The sequence below is a fragment of the Prevotella sp. FD3004 genome, assembly GCF_000746155.1.
In the GTDB taxonomy this organism is placed as follows: domain Bacteria; phylum Bacteroidota; class Bacteroidia; order Bacteroidales; family Bacteroidaceae; genus Prevotella.
Genome location: NZ_KN050819.1, coordinates 524,245 through 543,207 on the forward strand (window position 1 = coordinate 524,245; position 18,963 = coordinate 543,207).

13 protein-coding genes are annotated in these 18,963 nt (G+C 49.1%); 12 read left to right on the plus strand and 1 reads right to left on the minus strand.

Features of this window, described 5'->3' with window-relative positions; genetic code table 11:
- Positions 1-9: 9 nt before the first annotated feature.
- The 9 genes from galK (at position 10) to T325_RS09280 (ending at position 11,578) form a co-directional block, all read left to right on the plus strand.
- Positions 10-1,173 carry a galactokinase gene (gene galK, locus T325_RS09240; protein ID WP_036912773.1) on the plus strand — a complete coding sequence of 388 codons (1,164 nt, stop codon included), beginning with the start codon at positions 10-12 and terminating at the stop codon, positions 1,171-1,173.
- A gap of 180 nt (positions 1,174-1,353) precedes the next feature.
- Positions 1,354-2,535 carry an aldose epimerase family protein gene (locus T325_RS09245; protein ID WP_036912776.1) on the plus strand — a complete coding sequence of 394 codons (1,182 nt, stop codon included), beginning with the start codon at positions 1,354-1,356 and terminating at the stop codon, positions 2,533-2,535.
- A 37-nt stretch (positions 2,536-2,572) separates the two neighbouring features.
- Positions 2,573-4,264, plus strand: coding sequence for a sodium:solute symporter (locus tag T325_RS09250; protein WP_036912779.1), 1,692 nt, complete (start codon positions 2,573-2,575; stop codon positions 4,262-4,264).
- A gap of 15 nt (positions 4,265-4,279) precedes the next feature.
- Positions 4,280-4,957, plus strand: a complete 678-nt coding sequence (locus tag T325_RS09255; protein ID WP_036912782.1) for an NUDIX hydrolase — start codon at positions 4,280-4,282, stop codon at positions 4,955-4,957.
- A 5-nt stretch (positions 4,958-4,962) separates the two neighbouring features.
- A complete protein-coding gene (locus tag T325_RS09260) occupies positions 4,963-5,673 on the plus strand; it encodes an L-ribulose-5-phosphate 4-epimerase (RefSeq protein WP_036912785.1) in 711 nt (236 codons plus the stop codon).
- A gap of 31 nt (positions 5,674-5,704) precedes the next feature.
- Positions 5,705-7,243 carry an L-arabinose isomerase gene (gene araA / locus T325_RS09265; RefSeq protein WP_036912787.1) on the plus strand — a complete coding sequence of 513 codons (1,539 nt, stop codon included), beginning with the start codon at positions 5,705-5,707 and terminating at the stop codon, positions 7,241-7,243.
- A 120-nt stretch (positions 7,244-7,363) separates the two neighbouring features.
- Positions 7,364-8,953 (plus strand): xylulokinase, encoded by a 1,590-nt coding sequence (locus T325_RS09270; protein WP_036913664.1) that lies wholly within the window; start codon positions 7,364-7,366, stop codon positions 8,951-8,953.
- A 56-nt stretch (positions 8,954-9,009) separates the two neighbouring features.
- Positions 9,010-9,891 (plus strand): cation diffusion facilitator family transporter, encoded by an 882-nt coding sequence (locus T325_RS09275; RefSeq protein WP_051949828.1) that lies wholly within the window; start codon positions 9,010-9,012, stop codon positions 9,889-9,891.
- Between the two features lie 58 nt (positions 9,892-9,949).
- Entirely contained in the window at positions 9,950-11,578 is a 1,629-nt protein-coding gene (locus T325_RS09280; protein ID WP_036912793.1) for an alpha-N-arabinofuranosidase, read from the plus strand.
- Positions 11,579-11,638: 60 nt separating this feature from the next.
- On the opposite strand, the gene T325_RS09285 is transcribed toward T325_RS09280, so the two are convergent.
- Positions 11,639-13,723 (minus strand): hypothetical protein, encoded by a 2,085-nt coding sequence (locus T325_RS09285; RefSeq protein WP_036912796.1) that lies wholly within the window; start codon positions 13,721-13,723, stop codon positions 11,639-11,641.
- Between the two features lie 478 nt (positions 13,724-14,201).
- Here T325_RS09285 and T325_RS09290 point away from each other — a divergent pair, with 478 nt between their 5' ends.
- From T325_RS09290 to T325_RS09300, 3 genes are read left to right on the plus strand one after another with little or no spacing between them, the layout of a single operon-like run.
- The gene (locus T325_RS09290; RefSeq protein WP_156097672.1) at positions 14,202-15,509 is read left to right on the plus strand and encodes a histidine-type phosphatase; all 1,308 of its coding nucleotides are present in this window, start codon (positions 14,202-14,204) and stop codon (positions 15,507-15,509) included.
- Positions 15,484-16,317: an ROK family protein gene (locus T325_RS09295; protein WP_036913666.1), complete on the plus strand. Its 834-nt coding sequence runs from the start codon at positions 15,484-15,486 to the stop codon at positions 16,315-16,317. Before T325_RS09290 ends, T325_RS09295 begins: the two co-directional genes overlap by 26 nt.
- Positions 16,318-16,348: 31 nt before the next feature.
- Entirely contained in the window at positions 16,349-18,838 is a 2,490-nt protein-coding gene (locus T325_RS09300) for a glycoside hydrolase family 2 protein (RefSeq protein WP_036913668.1), read from the plus strand.
- The last annotated feature ends 125 nt before the right edge of the window (positions 18,839-18,963 follow it).

An 18,963-nucleotide genomic window follows, 5' to 3' on the forward strand; every position in this document is an offset into this window, starting at 1 on the left:
CTTAAGATTATGGACATTGAATTTGTAAGAAGTCGTTTCATCAAGCATTTTGACGGAAAGACTGGTAGCGTATATGCATCTCCCGGACGTATCAACCTCATAGGTGAGCACACTGATTATAATGGAGGTTTTGTATTCCCCGGTGCTGTAGATAAAGGTGTTATGGCGGAAATGCGTGCCAATGGTACAGAAGATACCGTAATGGCTTATGCTATCGACCTGAAGGATCGCGTTGATTTCAAACTTTCAGACCCTGCAGGCCCAAAAGCCTCTTGGGCACGTTATATATACGGTATTGCCTTGGAGATGAAGAAATTGGGTGTCCCTGTTAAAGGTTTTAATATCGCTTTCTCAGGTGACGTACCTCTTGGTGCAGGCATGTCATCTTCTGCAGCGATGGAGAGCTGTTTTGCCTGCGGTCTGAACGACATCTTTGGTGAGAATAAAGTATCACAGTGGGATATGGTATTAGCAGGTCAGGCAACTGAGCACAACTACTGCGGTGTTAATTGTGGTATTATGGATCAGTTTGCCTCTGTCTTTGGAAAGGCAGGATGTCTGATGCGTCTCGATTGTCGTAGCCGCGAGTTCGAGTACTTCCCATTTAAGCCAGACGGTTATCGACTTGTCCTGCTAGACTCCGTAGTAAAACATCAGTTAGCAGGTTCTCCATACAACGATCGCCGCAACTCTTGTGAGAACGTAGTTAAGCATATTCAGGCAAAACACCCAGAGGGCAAGTTTGAGACACTACGTGATTGCACGTGGGAGCAACTGGACGAAGTTCGTGCCGAGGTTGGTGAGGAAGACTACAAACGTGCCAAGTTCGTACTTGGAGAGAAAGACCGTGTATTGGCTGTTTGTGACGCACTCAACGAAGGTGACTATGAAAAAGTCGGTGAACTGATGTACAAGACTCACGAAGGTCTTTCAAAGGACTATGAGGTTAGTTGCGAAGAGCTGGACTATCTGAACGACATCGCCAAAGAAAATGGCGTTACTGGTAGCCGCATCATGGGTGGTGGTTTCGGTGGCTGTACTATCAATCTTGTACGCAACGATCTCTATAAAAAGTTTGTTGAAGATGCAAAGAAAAAGTTTGCCGCTAAATACGGACATGAGCCCAAAGTATATGATGTAGTTATTGGCGACGGATCACGTAAGATTTGCTAAGTCCGAGATGACATAAACACCATATCTAGTGTTTATAAAGGTTAAATAAGAGTGGTAGGGTGTAAATATTACACTTTACCACTCATTTTTATTATATTTTTACTTGTTAGTTCAGAAAATAGTTGTAATTTTACGCCCAAAATACAATCAAACATAAATAACAACTAAAAACAAGTAAAGATGAAATCACTAAAAAAGACAATGATGGGTGTCGGCGTAGCTACGCTGATACTTTCTGCTTGTGCTGGTAACCAGCAGGCTGCACAGTTGACAGCTTCAGGTCTCAACCCTGCCAAGTTTGACACAACTATCCAGTCAAAGCCAGTTAAGCTCTACACGCTGAAGAATGCGAATGGAATGGAAGTATGCATCACCAACTATGGTGGACGTATCGTATCACTCTGCGTGCCAGATAAGGACGGGAACTTGACAGATGTTGTACTTGGTTTCGATAACATCGCACAATATGCAGACACCATTAATACCCCTAGTGACTATGGATCAAGCGTTGGTCGATACGCGAACCGTATTCAAGGAGGCAAGTTTACAATCGGAGATACAGAATATCAGTTAAAAAAGAACGATGGACCCAATAGTCTGCATGGCGGCGGTAACTCTGGCTGGATGCATCAAGTTTTTGATGCAGAACAGATTGGTGACTCTATCCTGAAACTGACAATTGTTGCACCTGATGGTGAGAACGGATTCCCTGGTAAAGTACTAGCCGTTACCACCTATAAAGTTACAGCCGACAACACGCTCGACATGACATGGGAGGCAGAGACAGACAAGCCAACCATTATCAATCAGACCAACCATAATTATTATAACCTAAGCGGTGATTTCACCCAGCCTGGTTATGATATGGTACTCTATGTAAACGCTGATAATTTCACACCAAGTGACAAACTCTATATCCCCACAGGTGAGATCAAGTCTGTTGAGGGTACTCCAATGGATTTCCGCACTCCACATGCTATCGGCGACAGCATCCTGTCACAGTTTGACCAGATTCAGAACGCTACAGGCTATGACCACAACTTCTGTCTGAACACTTATAAGGATGGCAAGGGCGATGATACTCAGGTATGCGCAAGTCTTTATTCACCCAAAACGGGTATCTTCATGGAAATGTTTACCAACGAGCCTGGTGTACAGGTATATAGTGGAAATTTCCAAGGTGTGGGTGCTGATAAGGACATTGCCCGCAAGCATGGTATCACCTACCCAAAACATGTCAGCGTATGTCTTGAGAGCCAGAAGTATCCCGACTCACCCAATAAGAAAAACTGGGTACAGCCGACCTTAAATCCTGGTGAAAAGTACTACAGTCACGCTGCATACAGATTCTCTGTGAAATAAAATGTATAACTCAAAATAAATAAAATTCTAAACTAACATGGCATTATTAGACTGGATTGTCATTGGCGTCTTTTGCTGTGCGCTAATCGGCATTGTATTATGGGTTGTTTCACAGAAGAACGACAACTCTGCAGACTATTTCTTAGGTGGTAAAGACGCAACATGGATTGCTATCGGTGCATCAATCTTTGCGTCAAATATAGGTTCTGAGCATCTCATCGGACTTGCAGGTGCAGGTGCCTCTTCAGGAATGGCTATGGCCCATTGGGAAATTCAGGGGTGGATGATTCTAATCTTAGGATGGGTATTTGTACCCTTCTATTCTCGTTCAATGGTGTACACCATGCCTGAGTTCCTGGAACGTCGATACAATACACAGAGTCGTACCATTCTCTCTGTAATCTCTCTCATCAGTTATGTGCTGACAAAGGTTGCTGTGACAGTATATGCAGGTGGTCTGGTATTCCAGCAGGTATTCGGAATCGAAGAACTCTGGGGAATTGACTTTTTCTGGATTGCAGCCATCGGACTGGTAGTTATTACGGCTATCTACACCATTTTCGGAGGTATGAAGTCCGTACTCTATACATCAGTCCTCCAGACACCCATTCTTTTACTTGGTTCACTCATCATCCTTGTATTAGGCATGAAGGCCTTAGGCAGTTGGGATCAGATGCTGCAGCTCTGTGATGTAAAGCCTAGTTATGAAGGAGCCACAGGTACGATGATCCATCTGATGCGTTCTAACAGCGACCCACAATATCCCTGGCTCGGTGCACTGATTGGTTCTGCCGTTATCGGTTTCTGGTACTGGTGTACCGACCAATATATCGTACAGCGTGTTCTTTCTGGTAAGGATGAGAAGGAAGCTCGTCGTGGTACTATCTTCGGTGCATACTTAAAGTTGCTTCCTGTATTTCTTTTCCTGATTCCCGGTATGATAGCATTTGCCCTGCATCAGAAATACATCGGCGATGGTGGTTTCCTTCCATTGCTTGCTGACGGTACACCAAATGCCGATGCCGCCTTCCCCACCCTCGTTGCAAAGATTCTTCCTGCAGGTGTGAAAGGTCTTGTTGTCTGTGGTATTCTCGCAGCCCTGATGTCATCACTGGCATCTCTGTTTAATTCTTCAGCCATGCTGTTCACCATAGACTTCTGGAAACGTCTGAAGCCGGAGACATCGGAGAAGAGTCTTGTACGCATTGGACAGACTGCAACTGTTGTAATTGTGATTCTCGGTATTCTATGGATTCCCATCATGCGTTCCGTAGGTAACGTGCTTTATAACTATCTGCAAGATGTGCAGTCTGTACTTGCTCCTGGTATCGCAGCAGCTTTCCTTCTTGGTATTTGTTGGAAGCGTGCCTCAGCCAAGGGTGGTATGTGGGGACTGCTTTCTGGTATTATCATTGGTCTGACCCGTCTGGGCGCCAAGGTTTACTACAGCAACGCTACAGATGCAGCCGACAGCTGGTTCAAGGCCGTGTTCTACGACTTCAACTGGTTGTTCTTCTGCGGAGTCATGTTAATTGTCTGCTGTCTCATCGTAATCATTGTATCACTGATTACCGAGGCTCCTGACAATCAGAAGATCCAAGGTCTGGTATTTGGTACTTCCACACCTGAGCAGCGTGCAGCTACACGTGCCAGTTGGAATCACTGGGATGTTATTCATACGGTAATTATCCTGACTATCACAGTAGCTTTCTATATTTATTTCTGGTAATCAAAAAACAAGGAAATGACAAATTTCTATGGCGATCATTCCAAGGTCTGGTTATCGGTAGACTGCATTATCTTCGGTTTTGACGAAGGTAAGTTGAAAATACTGATAGGCAAACGTAAGATGGATCCCGGCCGTGGCGAATGGAGCCTCTACGGAGGCTTCGTTAACGCCCAAGAAAGCGTTGACGATGCTGCCAGTCGTACACTTTACGAACTAACCGGACTTCGGAACCTATACATGCGCCAAGTCGGTGCTTTTGGTAACGTCGACCGTGACCCTGGTGAGCGAGTGGTATCTATTGCATATTACGCTCTTATCAATGTCAGCGATTATGACGATACGCTTCGCGAGGCACACGGTGTCGAGTGGATGGACGTCAATGAAGTTCCCAAGCTATACTCTGATCATAACGAGATGGTTAGGAAGGCAAGGAAGATGATGCAACAGAAACTCTCGCAAGAGCCAGTAGGCTTTCGTCTGCTTCCAAAACTGTTCACCCTAACTCAATTGCAGAGGCTCTATGAGGCTGTGAACGGCGAAGAACTTGACAAGCGAAATTTCCGCAAACGTATTAAAGATATGGACTTCATTGAAAAGACAGAGCTCATTGACAAGAAAGGCTCTAAACGCGGAGCATACCTCTACCGATTCAACAAGCGAGCTTATAACGAAGACCCGAATTTTAAATTATAAGACATATGTTAGAAGAACTGAAAGAAAAAGTATTCAAGGCAAACCTTGACCTCGTGAAACAAGACCTTGTCATCTTCACGTGGGGAAATGTGTCAGGTATTGACCGCGAACACGGATTGGTTGTCATCAAGCCCTCTGGCGTTGATTATGATGTAATGAAAGCATCAGATATGGTAGTGGTTGATCTCAAGACTGGCGAAGTTGTCGATGGAGAGTTGAATCCCTCATCCGACACCCCGACCCATCTGGTTTTATACCGTTCATTTCCCAATATCCAAGGTGTAGTACACACACACTCCACTTATGCCACGGCCTTTGCTCAAGCTGGCCGAGATATTCCCAACATTGGTACAACTCACGCCGACTACTTCTATCAGGATATCCCCTGTACACGTGATATGACGGAAGAAGAAGTCAAGGGCAACTATGAGCTGGAGACAGGAAACGTGATTGTCGACGAGATATTAAACATCCGCAAGATCAATCCCGATCACACTCCCGCCGTTTTAGTCAAAAACCATGGTCCGTTCTCATGGGGAACATCTCCCGACAACGCCGTTTATAATGCTAAGGTTATGGAGCAGTGCGCCAAGATGGCATTTATAGCATTCTCGGTAAACCCAAAGTTGACGATGAATCCGTTGTTAGTTGAGAAACATTATATGCGCAAACACGGACCTAATGCCTATTACGGACAGAAGGGACAAAAGCATTAATTACATATTTAAGAAAACAATTATACTATAAATGAAAGCATTTGATAATTATGAGATTTGGTGGGTAACTGGTGCACAGCTTCTATACGGAGGTGATGCAGTGGTTGCAGTTGATGGACACTCTAAGGAGATGGTTGACGGTCTGAACAAGAGCGGCAACATCCCCGTGAAGATTGTATATAAGGGCACAGCCAATAGCTCTAAGGAAGTAGAGCAGGTGATGCTGGCAGCTAATAACGACGAGAAGTGTGTAGGTATCATCACTTGGATGCATACTTTCTCACCCGCTAAGATGTGGATCAAGGGTCTGCAGCAGTTGCAGAAGCCCCTCCTCCACTTCCACACCCAATATAATGCCGAGATTCCCTGGAGTGAGATTGACATGGACTTCATGAACCTCAACCAAAGTGCTCACGGTGACATCGAGTTCGGACACATCTGTACTCGTATGCGTGTGGCCCGTAAGGTGGTTTGCGGCTACTGGAAGGACGAGAAGGCTCAGAAGCAGATTGCCGTTTGGGCTCGTGTGGCAGCTGGTGTAGCCGATGCTCACAACGTACGTTGCTTGATGTTCGGTATGAACATGAACAATGTAGCCGTTACCGATGGCGACCGCGTAGAGTTCGAACAGCGTTTGGGTTATCACGTAGACTACTACCCTGTTTCTTCTCTGATGGAGTACTTCAAGAAGGTAACCGACGCCGAGGCCGACGCCCTGGTTGAGGAGTACAAGAACCTCTACACCATCAAGATTGACGAGAGCGGTGAACAGGTTTATTGGGAGAAGGTGAAGAATGCAGCCAAGGCCGAGATCGCTCTTCGCCGTGTTCTGAAGGATGAGGGTGCTACTGCTTTCACCACCAATTTCGACGACCTGGGCGATGCCGATATCGACGCACCTGACTTCTGCGGTTTCGACCAGATTCCCGGTCTGGCTTCGCAGCGCCTCATGGAAGAGGGTTATGGTTTCGGTGCCGAGGGTGACTGGAAGACTGCTTGTCTCTATCGCACTCTGTGGGTCATCCAGCAGGGCATGCCTACTGGTTGCTCATTCCTCGAGGACTACACCCTCAACTTCGCTGGCGACAAGAGTTCTTGTCTGCAGAGCCACATGCTCGAGATTTGTCCGCTGATTGCTACCGACAAGCCCAAACTCGAAGTTCACTTCCTCGGTATCGGTATCCGTAAGCAACAGACAGCCCGTCTGGTATTTACATCTAAGACCGGTGCTGGTATCAAGGCTACCGTTGTCGACCTGGGCAACCGTTTCCGTCTGATCTCTCAGGAGGTAGAGTGCATCGAGCCACAGCCCATGCCAAAGCTCCCTGTAGCTTCTGCTCTGTGGGTTCCACAGCCTACTTTTGAGATTGGTGCCGCTGCATGGATTCTTGCCGGTGGTACACACCACAGTGCCTTCTCTTACGATATCAACGAGGAGTACTGGGAGGACTTTGCTGAGATGACCGGCATAGAATATGTCCGCATCAACAAGCAGACCAACATTGCCGACTTCAAGCAGACCCTCCGCAACAACGAGGTTTACTACATGCTTAACAAGGCGCTGAGATAAAAATAATATGGCACGGATTAACACGGTCTCATGAATAAGGACACGGCTTTATTGCCACATTTATAAAAGCAGTGTTTTTTTATAGAAAGCCGCGTTAATCCGTGCAAAAAATAATTGATTATGACAGCAAAAGAAACGATACAAGCTGGAAAAGCTATCCTAGGAATCGAATTCGGTTCTACAAGAATCAAGGCCGTCCTCATCGACGAGGACAATAAGCCCATAGCCCAAGGCTCACACGAGTGGGAGAACCAGTTAGTAGATGGTCTCTGGACCTACTCTACTGAGGCTGTATGGTATGGCTTGCAGGACTGTTATGCAGAACTCCGCAAGGATGTTATGGCACAATATGACTGCGAAATCGAAGCCCTTGCCGCCATTGGCTTCTCTGCTATGATGCATGGTTATATGGCTTTCAATGAGAAGCAGGAGATTCTGGTTCCTTTCCGTACCTGGCGTAATACCAACACAGGTAAGGCTGCTGCAGAACTTTCAAAGCTCTTCAACTACAACATCCCTCTGCGCTGGAGCATCTCACACCTCTACGAGGCTATTCTCGACAACGAGGAGCATGTCAGCGACATCAAATACCTCACCACCCTCGCTGGTTATGTGCATTGGCAGGTAACCGGTCAGTTTGTTCTGGGCGTAGGCGATGCATCAGGTATGATTCCCGTTGATCCGAAGACCAAGACTTACGACGCCACCATGGTAAAGAAGTTTGACGAGCTCATTGCTCCGAAAGGCTTCTCCTGGAAGCTGCTCGACATTCTGCCAAAGTCACTCAACGCGGGTGAGAGCGCAGGTTTCCTGACACCTGAAGGTGCCAAGAAGCTCGATGTTTCTGGTCACCTCAAGGCAGGCATCCCCGTATGTCCCCCAGAAGGTGACGCTGGCACCGGTATGGTAGCTACCAACGCTGTAAAACAGCGCACAGGTAATGTATCTGCAGGAACCTCCAGTTTCTCAATGATCGTATTGGAAAAAGAACTGAGCAAGCCATACGAGATGATTGACATGGTAACTACACCTGACGGCAGCCTCGTAGCAATGGTTCACTGTAACAACTGTACCAGTGATATTAACGCCTGGGTGGGATTGTTTAAGGAATACCAGCAACTTCTTGGAATTAAGGTAGATATGAACGAAATTTACGGTAAGCTCTTCAACAAGGCTCTCGAAGGTGATACCGACTGCGGCGGACTGATGGCCTACAATTATGTTAGCGGTGAGCCCGTTACAGGTCTTAGCGAAGGTCGTCCCATGTTCGTACGTTCTGCCAACGATAAGTTCAACCTCGCTAACTTCATGCGTGCCCACCTATACGGTGCCATCGGCGTGCTGAAGATAGGTAACGACATTCTGTTCAAGGAAGAGAAGATCAAGGTAGACCGCATCACGGGTCATGGAGGTTACTTCAAGACAGCAGGCGTAGGTCAGCGCATGCTCGCTGCAGCCCTGAACAGCCCAATATCAGTGATGGAGACTGCTGGTGAAGGTGGAGCATGGGGTATTGCCCTGCTGGCTGGCTATGCCGTAAATAATCCCAACAAGCTCAGCCTTGCCGATTATCTCGAGAGCGTTGTCTTCTCTGGCAACACAGGAATCTCTATCGCCCCCACTGCTGAGGATGTAGCAGGTTTCGAGAAGTACATTGAGAACTACAAGCGCTGTCTCCCCATCGAACAGGCAGCTGTAGACAACAAGTAAGTGATTGTGCAAAAAAGAACCGCCCCTTTACTATGAAGAGGCGGTTCTTAAATGTCATGGAAAGAAATAAAGAAATCTATAAGGTAACGCTGGTTGGAGGAGCAGTCAATGTCATACTGCTGCTGTTTAAGTTCGTGGCCGGTATCCTAGGCCATAGTGCCGCTATGGTGGCAGATGCTGTTCACTCACTATCCGATTTTGTCACCGATATCATCGTACTGGTGTTTGTGCACATCAGTGGCAAGCCAAAGGATAAGTCGCACGACTACGGACACGGAAAGTACGAGACACTTGCCATGACCATGATAGGCGTCGCCCTTCTGGCTGTAGCCATAGGCATTCTCTACCACGGCACGATGAAGATCATTGCATGGACCAACGGTTCAAAACTTGAAGCTCCAGGCATTTTAGCCCTCTGGGCTGCTCTCATATCAATCGTATTAAAAGAAGCCGTTTACCATTACTCCATGATTAAGGCCCGCAAACTTAACTCACCAGCCGTAGAAGCTAATGCATGGCATCATCGCAGCGATGCATTATCATCTGTCGGCACCTCTGTTGGCATTGGTGGTGCTATCTTCTTAGGGCAACAATGGACAGTACTCGACCCAGTAGCTTCAGTCATCGTAGGCGTCTTTATCATAAAGGTGGCCGCCGACCTGCTACGCAATGGCATTGGCGACCTGATGGAACAGTCGCTACCCGATTGTGTGGAAGACGAGATTCTGCAATTGGCAGCATCAATACCTGGTGTGGCTGATCCTCATGATCTGCGAACCCGTAGGATAGGCAATCATTACGCCATCGAGCTGCACATCCTGATGGATGGAGGTATTACCCTGAACGAAGCTCACGACAAGGCCTCAGAGGTTGAAGACGTACTGAGAGAACGTTACGGCGAGGATACACATGTCGCCGTACACGTAGAACCAAAATAGGAACTACAAGCAAATAAATCTTTAATATAATATATAATTTAATCACCAACAAATAAGTATGAAAAGAATACTATTTACCGCGACTATCGCGCTGGCCGTTGCCACAGGAGCAATGGCCGCAAACCGCTCGGCGACGTCAGGAGACGCTTCGCAAGCGAAGAACGTGAAGGCAACGGTTCACGCCGATCAGGCAGGAGCCAAGATAAACCGTGAGATCTATGGTCAGTTCTCCGAGCACCTGGGCAGCTGCATCTACGGCGGCCTCTGGGTGGGCGAAGGCTCACAGATTCCTAACATCAACGGTTACCGCAAAGATGTGTTCGAGGCTCTGAAAGCCCTAAAGATTCCCGTACTCCGCTGGCCTGGCGGCTGTTTCGCCGACGATTATCACTGGATGGACGGTATCGGTCCTAAGGATCAGCGTCCTTCGCTGCGCAACAACAACTGGGGCGGAACCATCGAAGACAACTCTTTCGGTACCCATGAGTTCCTGAACCTCTGTGAGATGCTCGACTGTGAGCCCTACATCAGCGGCAACGTAGGTTCTGGTACCGTAAAGGAGATGGCTCAGTGGGTGGAGTATATGACCAGCGACGGTGACACCCCAATGGCACGCCTGCGCCGTCAGAACGGCCGTGACAAGGCTTGGCATGTGAAATACTTCGGTATAGGCAACGAAGCATGGGGCTGTGGCGGTAACATGCGCCCTGAGTATTACTCTAACGAGTATCGCAAGTTCAACACATACCTCCGCGACCAGGGCAAGAACCGCCTCTATCGCATTGCCTCCGGTGCCAGCGACTACGACTACAACTGGACTACCGTGCTGATGGATAACATCGGCCACCAGATGCAGGGTATCTCCTTACATTATTATACTTGCACAGGTTGGAACGGCCCCAAGGGCTCTGCCACCAACTTCGACACCGACCAGTACTACTGGGCTTTGGGCAAGTGTCTGGAGATTGAGGAGGTCATCAAGAAGCACAAGGCCATCATGGACGAGAAAGACCCGAAGAACACCATCGGTCTGCTCGTTGATGAGTGGGGCACCTGGTGGGACGAGGAGCCCGGCACCATCCCCGGTCACCTGTATCAGCAGAACGCACTCCGCGATGCCTTCGTAGCCTCTCTGAGCCTCAACGTGTTCCACAAATACACCGACCGCGTAAAGATGGCCAATATCGCTCAGGTGGTGAACGTGCTCCAATCGATGATTCTCACCGACCAGGAAGGCACAGGCCACATGGTGCTTACCCCGACCTACCACGTGTTCGAGATGTACACACCATTCCAGGAGGCTACCTATCTGCCCGTCGACCTTGAGAGCGAGACCATCCAGTGCAGCAAGGAATACTTCAAGGAAAAGGCCAAGACAGCCGACAACACTACCCGCCCCTGCCCCGTGCTCTCCGCTTCGGCAGCCAAGACGAAGGACGGCTCTGTAGTACTGGCCATTACCAACGTGAGCCTCGACAAGGATCAGACCATCGACTTCAACTTTGCCGGCTTCAATGCTAAGACAGTCTCTGGCCGTATCCTAACCTCAAAGAACGTGGCTGATTACAACGACTTCCAGCATCCCGACGTTGTATCTCCCAAGGAGTACAAGGATGCTAAACTGAAGAAGGGCACTCTCACAGTCAAAGTGCCCGCCAAGTCGCTCGTTGTATTGAACATTAAGTAAGCCCTTTACAACTTACCAATATCCATCAATCCCGCCAGACTATCTGGCGGGATTCTTTTTTCAGTCTATATTCACGACGAAGCCCTCCCGAGTCTTGACGTTCAGGTCGTCGCAGCTCCAGTGAATGGTGAACTGCTTGATGCCCCACGAGCGGGCATAGCTCTGCAGGATGTCAAGGCGGTTGCCCATCACACTCTTCGTGTAGTTCACAACAGCGGTGATGCCCGTCAGGCTGGTCGGCGTCTTGTCGGCCACCTTGAAAACATTGGCATAAAGGTCGGGGAAGGCATTGCGAATATTCGATTCCAGATCGCCTAGCGCTCCGACGACTGGCGTGCCATCCCACTGGTCGATGGTGATGTTCATGCGCCACGTCTGCATAGCACGACTGGGCTCCAGGAGCGTGTGGGTGTAGGTAGCTGTCTCGGCCGTGCAGTATTCATACTTGTGCGGCGCATTCTTGTAGCCATCCTTTTTTTTATATTCGTAGAGCAAGGAGGCTGTTTGCGGCACCGAGGTGATTTCGGCTGTGTACTGTCCCGAGGGGTTGCTGACAGACCAACATATCTCGTTGGCCACGTCGGCGTCGTTGACCAGAATGTTGGCCGCCGTCTGGTGACAATAGTAGATGGTAGAGCCCACGTTCTCATAGTACTGTGGCAGCGCCCCCTTATAGGTCCACGTCACCTTCGAGCCCGAGGTATTCTTCTTCACGCCCAGTTCCTTGTTGGTCTGTGACATGCCCATCGAGAAGGATGTGCCCTGCGTAGTTCCAACGCTGTAACTGCCACCGACGGATGCCATCGGGCCCGACATGTTGGCGCCTGCACTCCACGAGAGGCCCACGGTCTCAGACCTCGAGGAGGACGAGCCGACTGTTACGCTGGTAGATGACGAGTTGTTGTCGGTGTTGGGCGCCGCTGCCTCCAGATGGATAGTGCCGCTACCCGTGAGGTTCATCGACGTCTCGTACTGCGAGAGGAATGAGCCGTACCAGCGGTTATAGTTGCCATAATTGGTGGCCTTGTACCAGCTATTCTCACTGCTTGTCGGGTAGAATATCTTCCAGCCGTTATCATTACCCATCCTCAGTGTCACGTTCTGCTTAAGGTAGTAATAGTCCTTGTTGGCCTCGATGTTGTGGACGCCCCACGAACTGACACGTATGTTCACTCGGTTCGAGTAGTTGTGCACTGTCGTGTCGTCGTCCTTCCAACAGATGCTGCCATTGTAGGTAAACGTCTCGCTGGCGTCTATCAGATCGTTGATAGGTCCACTGCCCGCGCGTGTCATACTGAGGCGACGGGTGTCAGCAATAACGTACAGCTTCTCCTCGTTCTCCTTCTCCACTGTGTTGAGCCAATCGGCGGCAGCATCGGCCAGAGTGCCGCTGACGGCCTGTGTGCGTTTCGGCGTCGAGGTGACGGTCTGGGCGGTTGTCGTGTTGCCCTCGCTATCTTCAGAGTACATATAGGTGGTCAGCTTGTCGAGTGGTTCCTGCATGAAGTAGTCGTCGGGGCCCATGATCACCATTTCGGCAAACAGGTCGTCGAGGCCGTCACCGCCGTCAGCACGAGTAGCATAGCGGCGCATGTTCTCCATTCGGGCCTTCATGCGGTCAATGCGGGGCGAAGCGGCTGCTGCGGCTCGTGCCTCCTCGTGGGTCAGACTATACAATTCCTCGTAGGTGAGTTCTTCCATTTCTATGAGCTCGGCCAACATAATGATCACAAAGTTCGCTATCTGCATATTGGTAGGCCGCTCGATGGCGAGATAGCCGCCATTGAAGAAAGTGCGGAACACGGCCGCCATGGTTTCCGGGCCGATATTGATTCCGTTGGCGTCGAACACGCTACCTGGCAGCAGTACCATCTTCGTGTCGGGCTCGATGGCGGCTGTCACTCTCGGCAGTCGTTTCACGAGGGCTGCGCCTGTACTGCTCTCTTCGAAGGTCACAGGCACGGCGGTCGACAGGTTGGCGGTCACTGTGACGCTCATCTGGTCCTCAGCAGGTTCCGTGAGGTTCAGCGTCTCTTCTACTCCGTCATTGCCAAGGACTGAATTGTTGTCATCATCCTTGCACGATACCAGGCCCAGCGCTATTGGCAGGGCCATCATCATCATAAATGTTGTAGCTTTTTTCATTGTTAATTGGTTCTTTAGATTGTATATATCGATGCTTAATAGTTTTATCTCGATGGCAAATATACGAAAAGTTTTCGAATTATACGTGTTTTTTCGGGAAAAAAGTGTTTTCGGGGGTAAAGTTTTTACTGACGGATATAGGCTATAACTATGACATAGTTATTACGATTGACTGTAACACATAACATCCTGCCAACCAATTTAGACTAAATTGCAGAGCAAAATAGATTAAATTGGTCAGCAATTTAGTCTAAATTGCAATTAAAGGAATAGTCTCTGTCAATAAAGCGGCCGTTCTTTGACAAACAAGACGACGTTATGATACACAAAAACAAATATTCTCCGACATGGGACGGGCAGGATTATAATGATAAAAAACTTGCAGATTTATTCATTTATTACAGAATTATTTGTATCTTTGCAGCCGTATTTTCAACATAAACTACTATCCATTATGCGATTTATTACTCTAACAATTATGAGTTTAACGGCAGGCATATGGTTTGCGACGCCTGCTAAGTCACAAACTTCAAAGGCAGAACTGATGGCACACATGGAGTTGGCAAGTGGCAATTATTGCAACTATCCACTGCCAACGAAACAGATTACGCCTGCCCCCGATGGTTATGAACCGTTCTACGTGAGCCATTACGGTCGTCACGGCGCACGTTACATGACGGGATCGAAACATTTCAAGTATGTCATTGGGAAGATGGATTCTGCCCAGACAAAAGGATGGCTGACCGAGAAAGGCGAGGAGATTCTGGCCCGTGTGAAGGTGGCTGCCGCTGACGCCTGGCATCGAGACGGTGACCTGACACGACTCGGTGCACGCCAGCATCAGGGCATCGCCCGCCGACTGAGTCAGAACTATCCCGAACTGCTGATGCAACCCATCACGGTGAAGGCAAACTCATCGACCGTCCGCCGCTGTATGCTCTCAATGGCCAACTTCTGTCAGGAACTGAAAGCCCTTAATCCACAGCTCAACGTCACGATGGATGCCAGCGAGCACGACATGTATTATCTCATTCCCAACGACAGCATCTTCATCCCGGGAAAGGGCTGCGACAACGCGCTCTATGAGAAACTCGACAGTTTCCGCCATGAGAAACTGAACGGTCGCCGCCAGATAGCCCTGCTGTTCAAGGACCCGAAGGCCGTAGAAGGCTGGATCGACGGCTATAAGTTCTGCGACGCCCTGTGGAACATTGTATCAGATATGGAATGTCTGCCAGAACTCGGGCTGAAGTTCAACGATCTCTTTACGGACGACGAACTCATAGACGGCTTCTTCGTCTACAACGCCAGCTGGTGCCTGTGGGAGGGACTTATGCCAGGCTCGCGCCCCAACTACTATGCCATCTATCCGCTGCTGAAGAATTTCCTCGACGAGGCCGACTTGATAATCGCCTCGGGCGAGAAGCAGGTACGCCTGCGCTTCGGTCACGACAGCGTTGTGCTGCCCTTCTCATTCATCCTTGGCGTCAACGAGGCCATCCACGGCACTCAGAACATGGACAATCTGCACAATACGTTCTCCATCATCCGTCTGATTCCGATGGCAGGCAACGTACAGATCATCTTTTTCCGTAAGCAGGGGTCAGACGATATTCTCGTGAAGTTCCTCATGAATGAGAACGAGACCTCCATCCCCATCAAGACCGACTGCTACCCCTTCTATCACTGGAAGGACGTGAGTGCTTATTACCGTAACATACTGAAAGAAGCTAACATGAGATATAAAACCCTAGATGAATATGAAGACGAGGAAGATAGCGATTGATTTAGGAGGAACCAACATGCGTGTTGGTCTCACCGACGGGGCAACGGTTGTCAATACCGTGATAGAGCCCTGTCCCGCCAAGGAGGCAGAAGACGTGGTGCTCAGTCAACTAAAGCGCCAGATAGCACAACTCATGACACCAGAAGTGACAGGCATCGGCGTGGGTGTGCCATCGGTGGTTGACTGCCAACAGGGTATCGTATACAACGTAGCAAACATACCCGCTTGGAAAGAGGTACATCTGAAGGAAATCCTTGAGAAAGAATTTGGCGTACCTGTAGCCGTGAACAACGATGCCAACTGTTTTGCCCTGGGCGCATGGCGCTATGGCGAAGGCCAAGGCACCAACGACATGGTCGGACTGACAATAGGCACAGGTATCGGCTCGGGTATCATCATCGGCGGAAAACTGTATAACGGCGTAAATACCGGTGCTGGCGAAATCGGCTCACTTCCATTCAGAGACGCCGACTATGAGTTTTACTGCAGCAGCCGGTTCTTCAGCCAGCTACATGGCGACACGGGAGCCAACTTCGGCAAGCGTGCTCAGGCTGGCGATCCGCAAGCCATCGCCGTGTGGGAGGAGTTTGGAGCGAATATTGGCGAACTGATCAAAGCCGTTCTTTTCACCTACGCCCCCGAAGCCATTATCATCGGTGGCGGTATAGCCAACGCATTTTCTCTCTACGAGAAGGCCATGCGTCAGCTGCTGAGCACATTCCCCTATCCAGAGAACGTGGCAGCCACACGCATAGAGCCATCAACCTTAGCGAACGCAGCAATGCTAGGAGCGTCGCTGTTACTTTAAACATTAAAGATTAACATTAAACATTAAAATGATGAAAACATATCATCACCAATACTTTTCGATTCTCACATGCCTCTTTTCACTCCTACTGATGGCATGTACCGAACATAAGACACTGGATATGAACTGGGAGGTAGAAACACCCGACGGATGGATACCCGCCAAAGTGCCTGGCACCCTAATGGGTACACTGACAGCCAACGGCATAGAGCCCGAAGCGCTGACTGCCAACGACTATGCTAGAATTAACAAGACACAGTTTGAGAAAAGCTGGAAGTATCGCACCACGTTCCAGTTGCCCTCACTGAACGAGGGTGAACATGCGGTGCTCAACTTTGATGGCATCAGTTACCGAGCCAACGTATGGCTTAACGGCAATCAGATAGCCAACAAAGAACAGATGTACGGCGCATTCCGCCAGTTTGAGTTTGATGTAACACAGCAGATTGCAACAGATAACAAACTGGAGGTAGAGGTGTTTCGTGCACAGCCAGGCGAGCCTAACATAGGATTTGCCGACTGGAATCCGCGTCCGGCTGATGAGAACATGGGCATCTACCGCGAGGTGCGGGTAAAAACCTGCGGCAACGTGGCCCTGTCACATTCGGCTGTGCGATCGCGCATAAACACCAAGACGCTTAACGAGGCCTGGCTGACCATCGCTACCGAACTGCGTAACTTATCAGACAAGCCTATCGAAGGCTGCGTGCAAGGCACCGCCGACGGGCAGTCGTTCAGCTACCCTGTAAAACTGGCTCCTGGCGAGAAGAAGCGCTTTACGAGCCCTGCCGAAATACATATCAGCAACCCTAAACTGTGGTGGTGCCACAACATGGGCAAGCCCGAACTGTGCGATCTGCACATTGAGTTTGCAGAAGGCCACAAAATTTCGGATTTCGAAGATGTGCGATTTGGTATTCGCGAAATAAAAAGCTACTTGACCGATGAGGGCTATCGGGGATTCATACTGAACGGGAAAAAGATTCTCATTCGCGGTGCCGGTTGGACCGACGACATCTATCTGCGAGACACGCCTGAGAGCAACCGTCTGCAACTGGAATACGTTCGCGACATGAACATGAACACCGTCCGATTAGAGGGCTTCTGGGGTACCTCTCAGAACCTCTACGACCTCTGCGACGAAATGGGACTTCTGATTCTCGTAGGATGGAGCTGCCATTGGGAATGGGCCGACTACCTTGGCTCGCCATGCGATGAACTATATGGCGGTATTCTCAGCAAAGAGAACATTGATCTTATTGCTAAATCGTTTGAGGATCAGGTCATGTGGCTACGCTATCATCCGTCAATTATCGGTTGGTTTGTCGGAAGCGACATGTTGCCCAAACCCGAACTTGAAAAATGCTATCAGCAATTCCTCAGTCAGGAAGATGACCGCGACTATCTGATATCGGCCAAGGATCAGACCAGTGAGATATCAGGACCTTCGGGTACAAAGATGGCGGGTCCCTATGAGTATGTAGACCCCAAATACTGGTATCTGCCAGAAGCACCAGGTGGCGCGTTCGGTTTTAACACCGAGACAGGCATTGGCGCTCAGCTTCCTGTAAAGGAGTCGCTACAGAAAATGCTGGGCCAACAGCTCTTCCCTATCGACGACCGCTGGAACATATTCTGTACCGCTTCAGGAGCTGACATGAATTCGCTCAGGCAACTGAATGAGGTTATCCACTACCGTTTTGGTGATGCGAAGGATATTGATGAATATCTGCGCCGTGCCGACATGCTGAATTATGAGAGTACCAAAGCCATGTTTGAGGGATTCCGCGCCCGCTGGCCTCATACCACAGGTATCATCCAATGGATGCTCAACGGTTCCCGTCCCGGCATCTACTGGCAATTGTACGACTACTACAAACAGCCCAATGCAGCCTACTACGGCGTAAAGAAAGCCAACGCCCCTGTTCAGTTGATCTACGATTACTATACCAAGACGGTATATGCCGTAAACGAGACACTGGAGATGGCTAAGGCAAAGGCCCAGATGAAACTGCTGAAGGGAGGTCAGACTACCGAGGACAGCAAAGAGATAGAGGTAGCCCCAGGTACAGTAGTCAAGGCTTTCGATATCGATACCACTGATGCAGCTGCCGCTTTCCTGTTCCTGAAGCTGACAGATAACAACGGAGACGAGATTGCTACCAATGAGTATTTCATAGTAACCGAAAACGACACCTACAACTGGGAGAAGACTTCTTGGGTGAACACTCCCATCACGAAGTACGCCTCTTATGCCATGCTCGACGAAATGTGTTCTAAGTCATGCAAACTTTCTATTAAGAAGGATGGAGCTAAGTACGAAGTAACAGTCAGCAATCCAACAGACAAAGTGGCATTTATGGTTCGGCTGACAGCCAAGGACGAGAAAGGCGAGCTCGTATGCCCCACCTACTGGTCGGACAATTATCTGACACTGGCTCCTGGTGAGAGTCGCACCGTTAGTTGCAAACTGCCTGCAACACCAGAGGATACTGCAGTAAGCATACAGATATCCGAATAACGGATTGACCAATCTTCCTTTATTTAGGACAGAAAGAAAGAAATATTCCGAAACAGTCGATTGTTTCGGAATATTTTTGTAACTTTGCGCCATTATTTCGCAAAATAGCATTTTAAACAATAAAT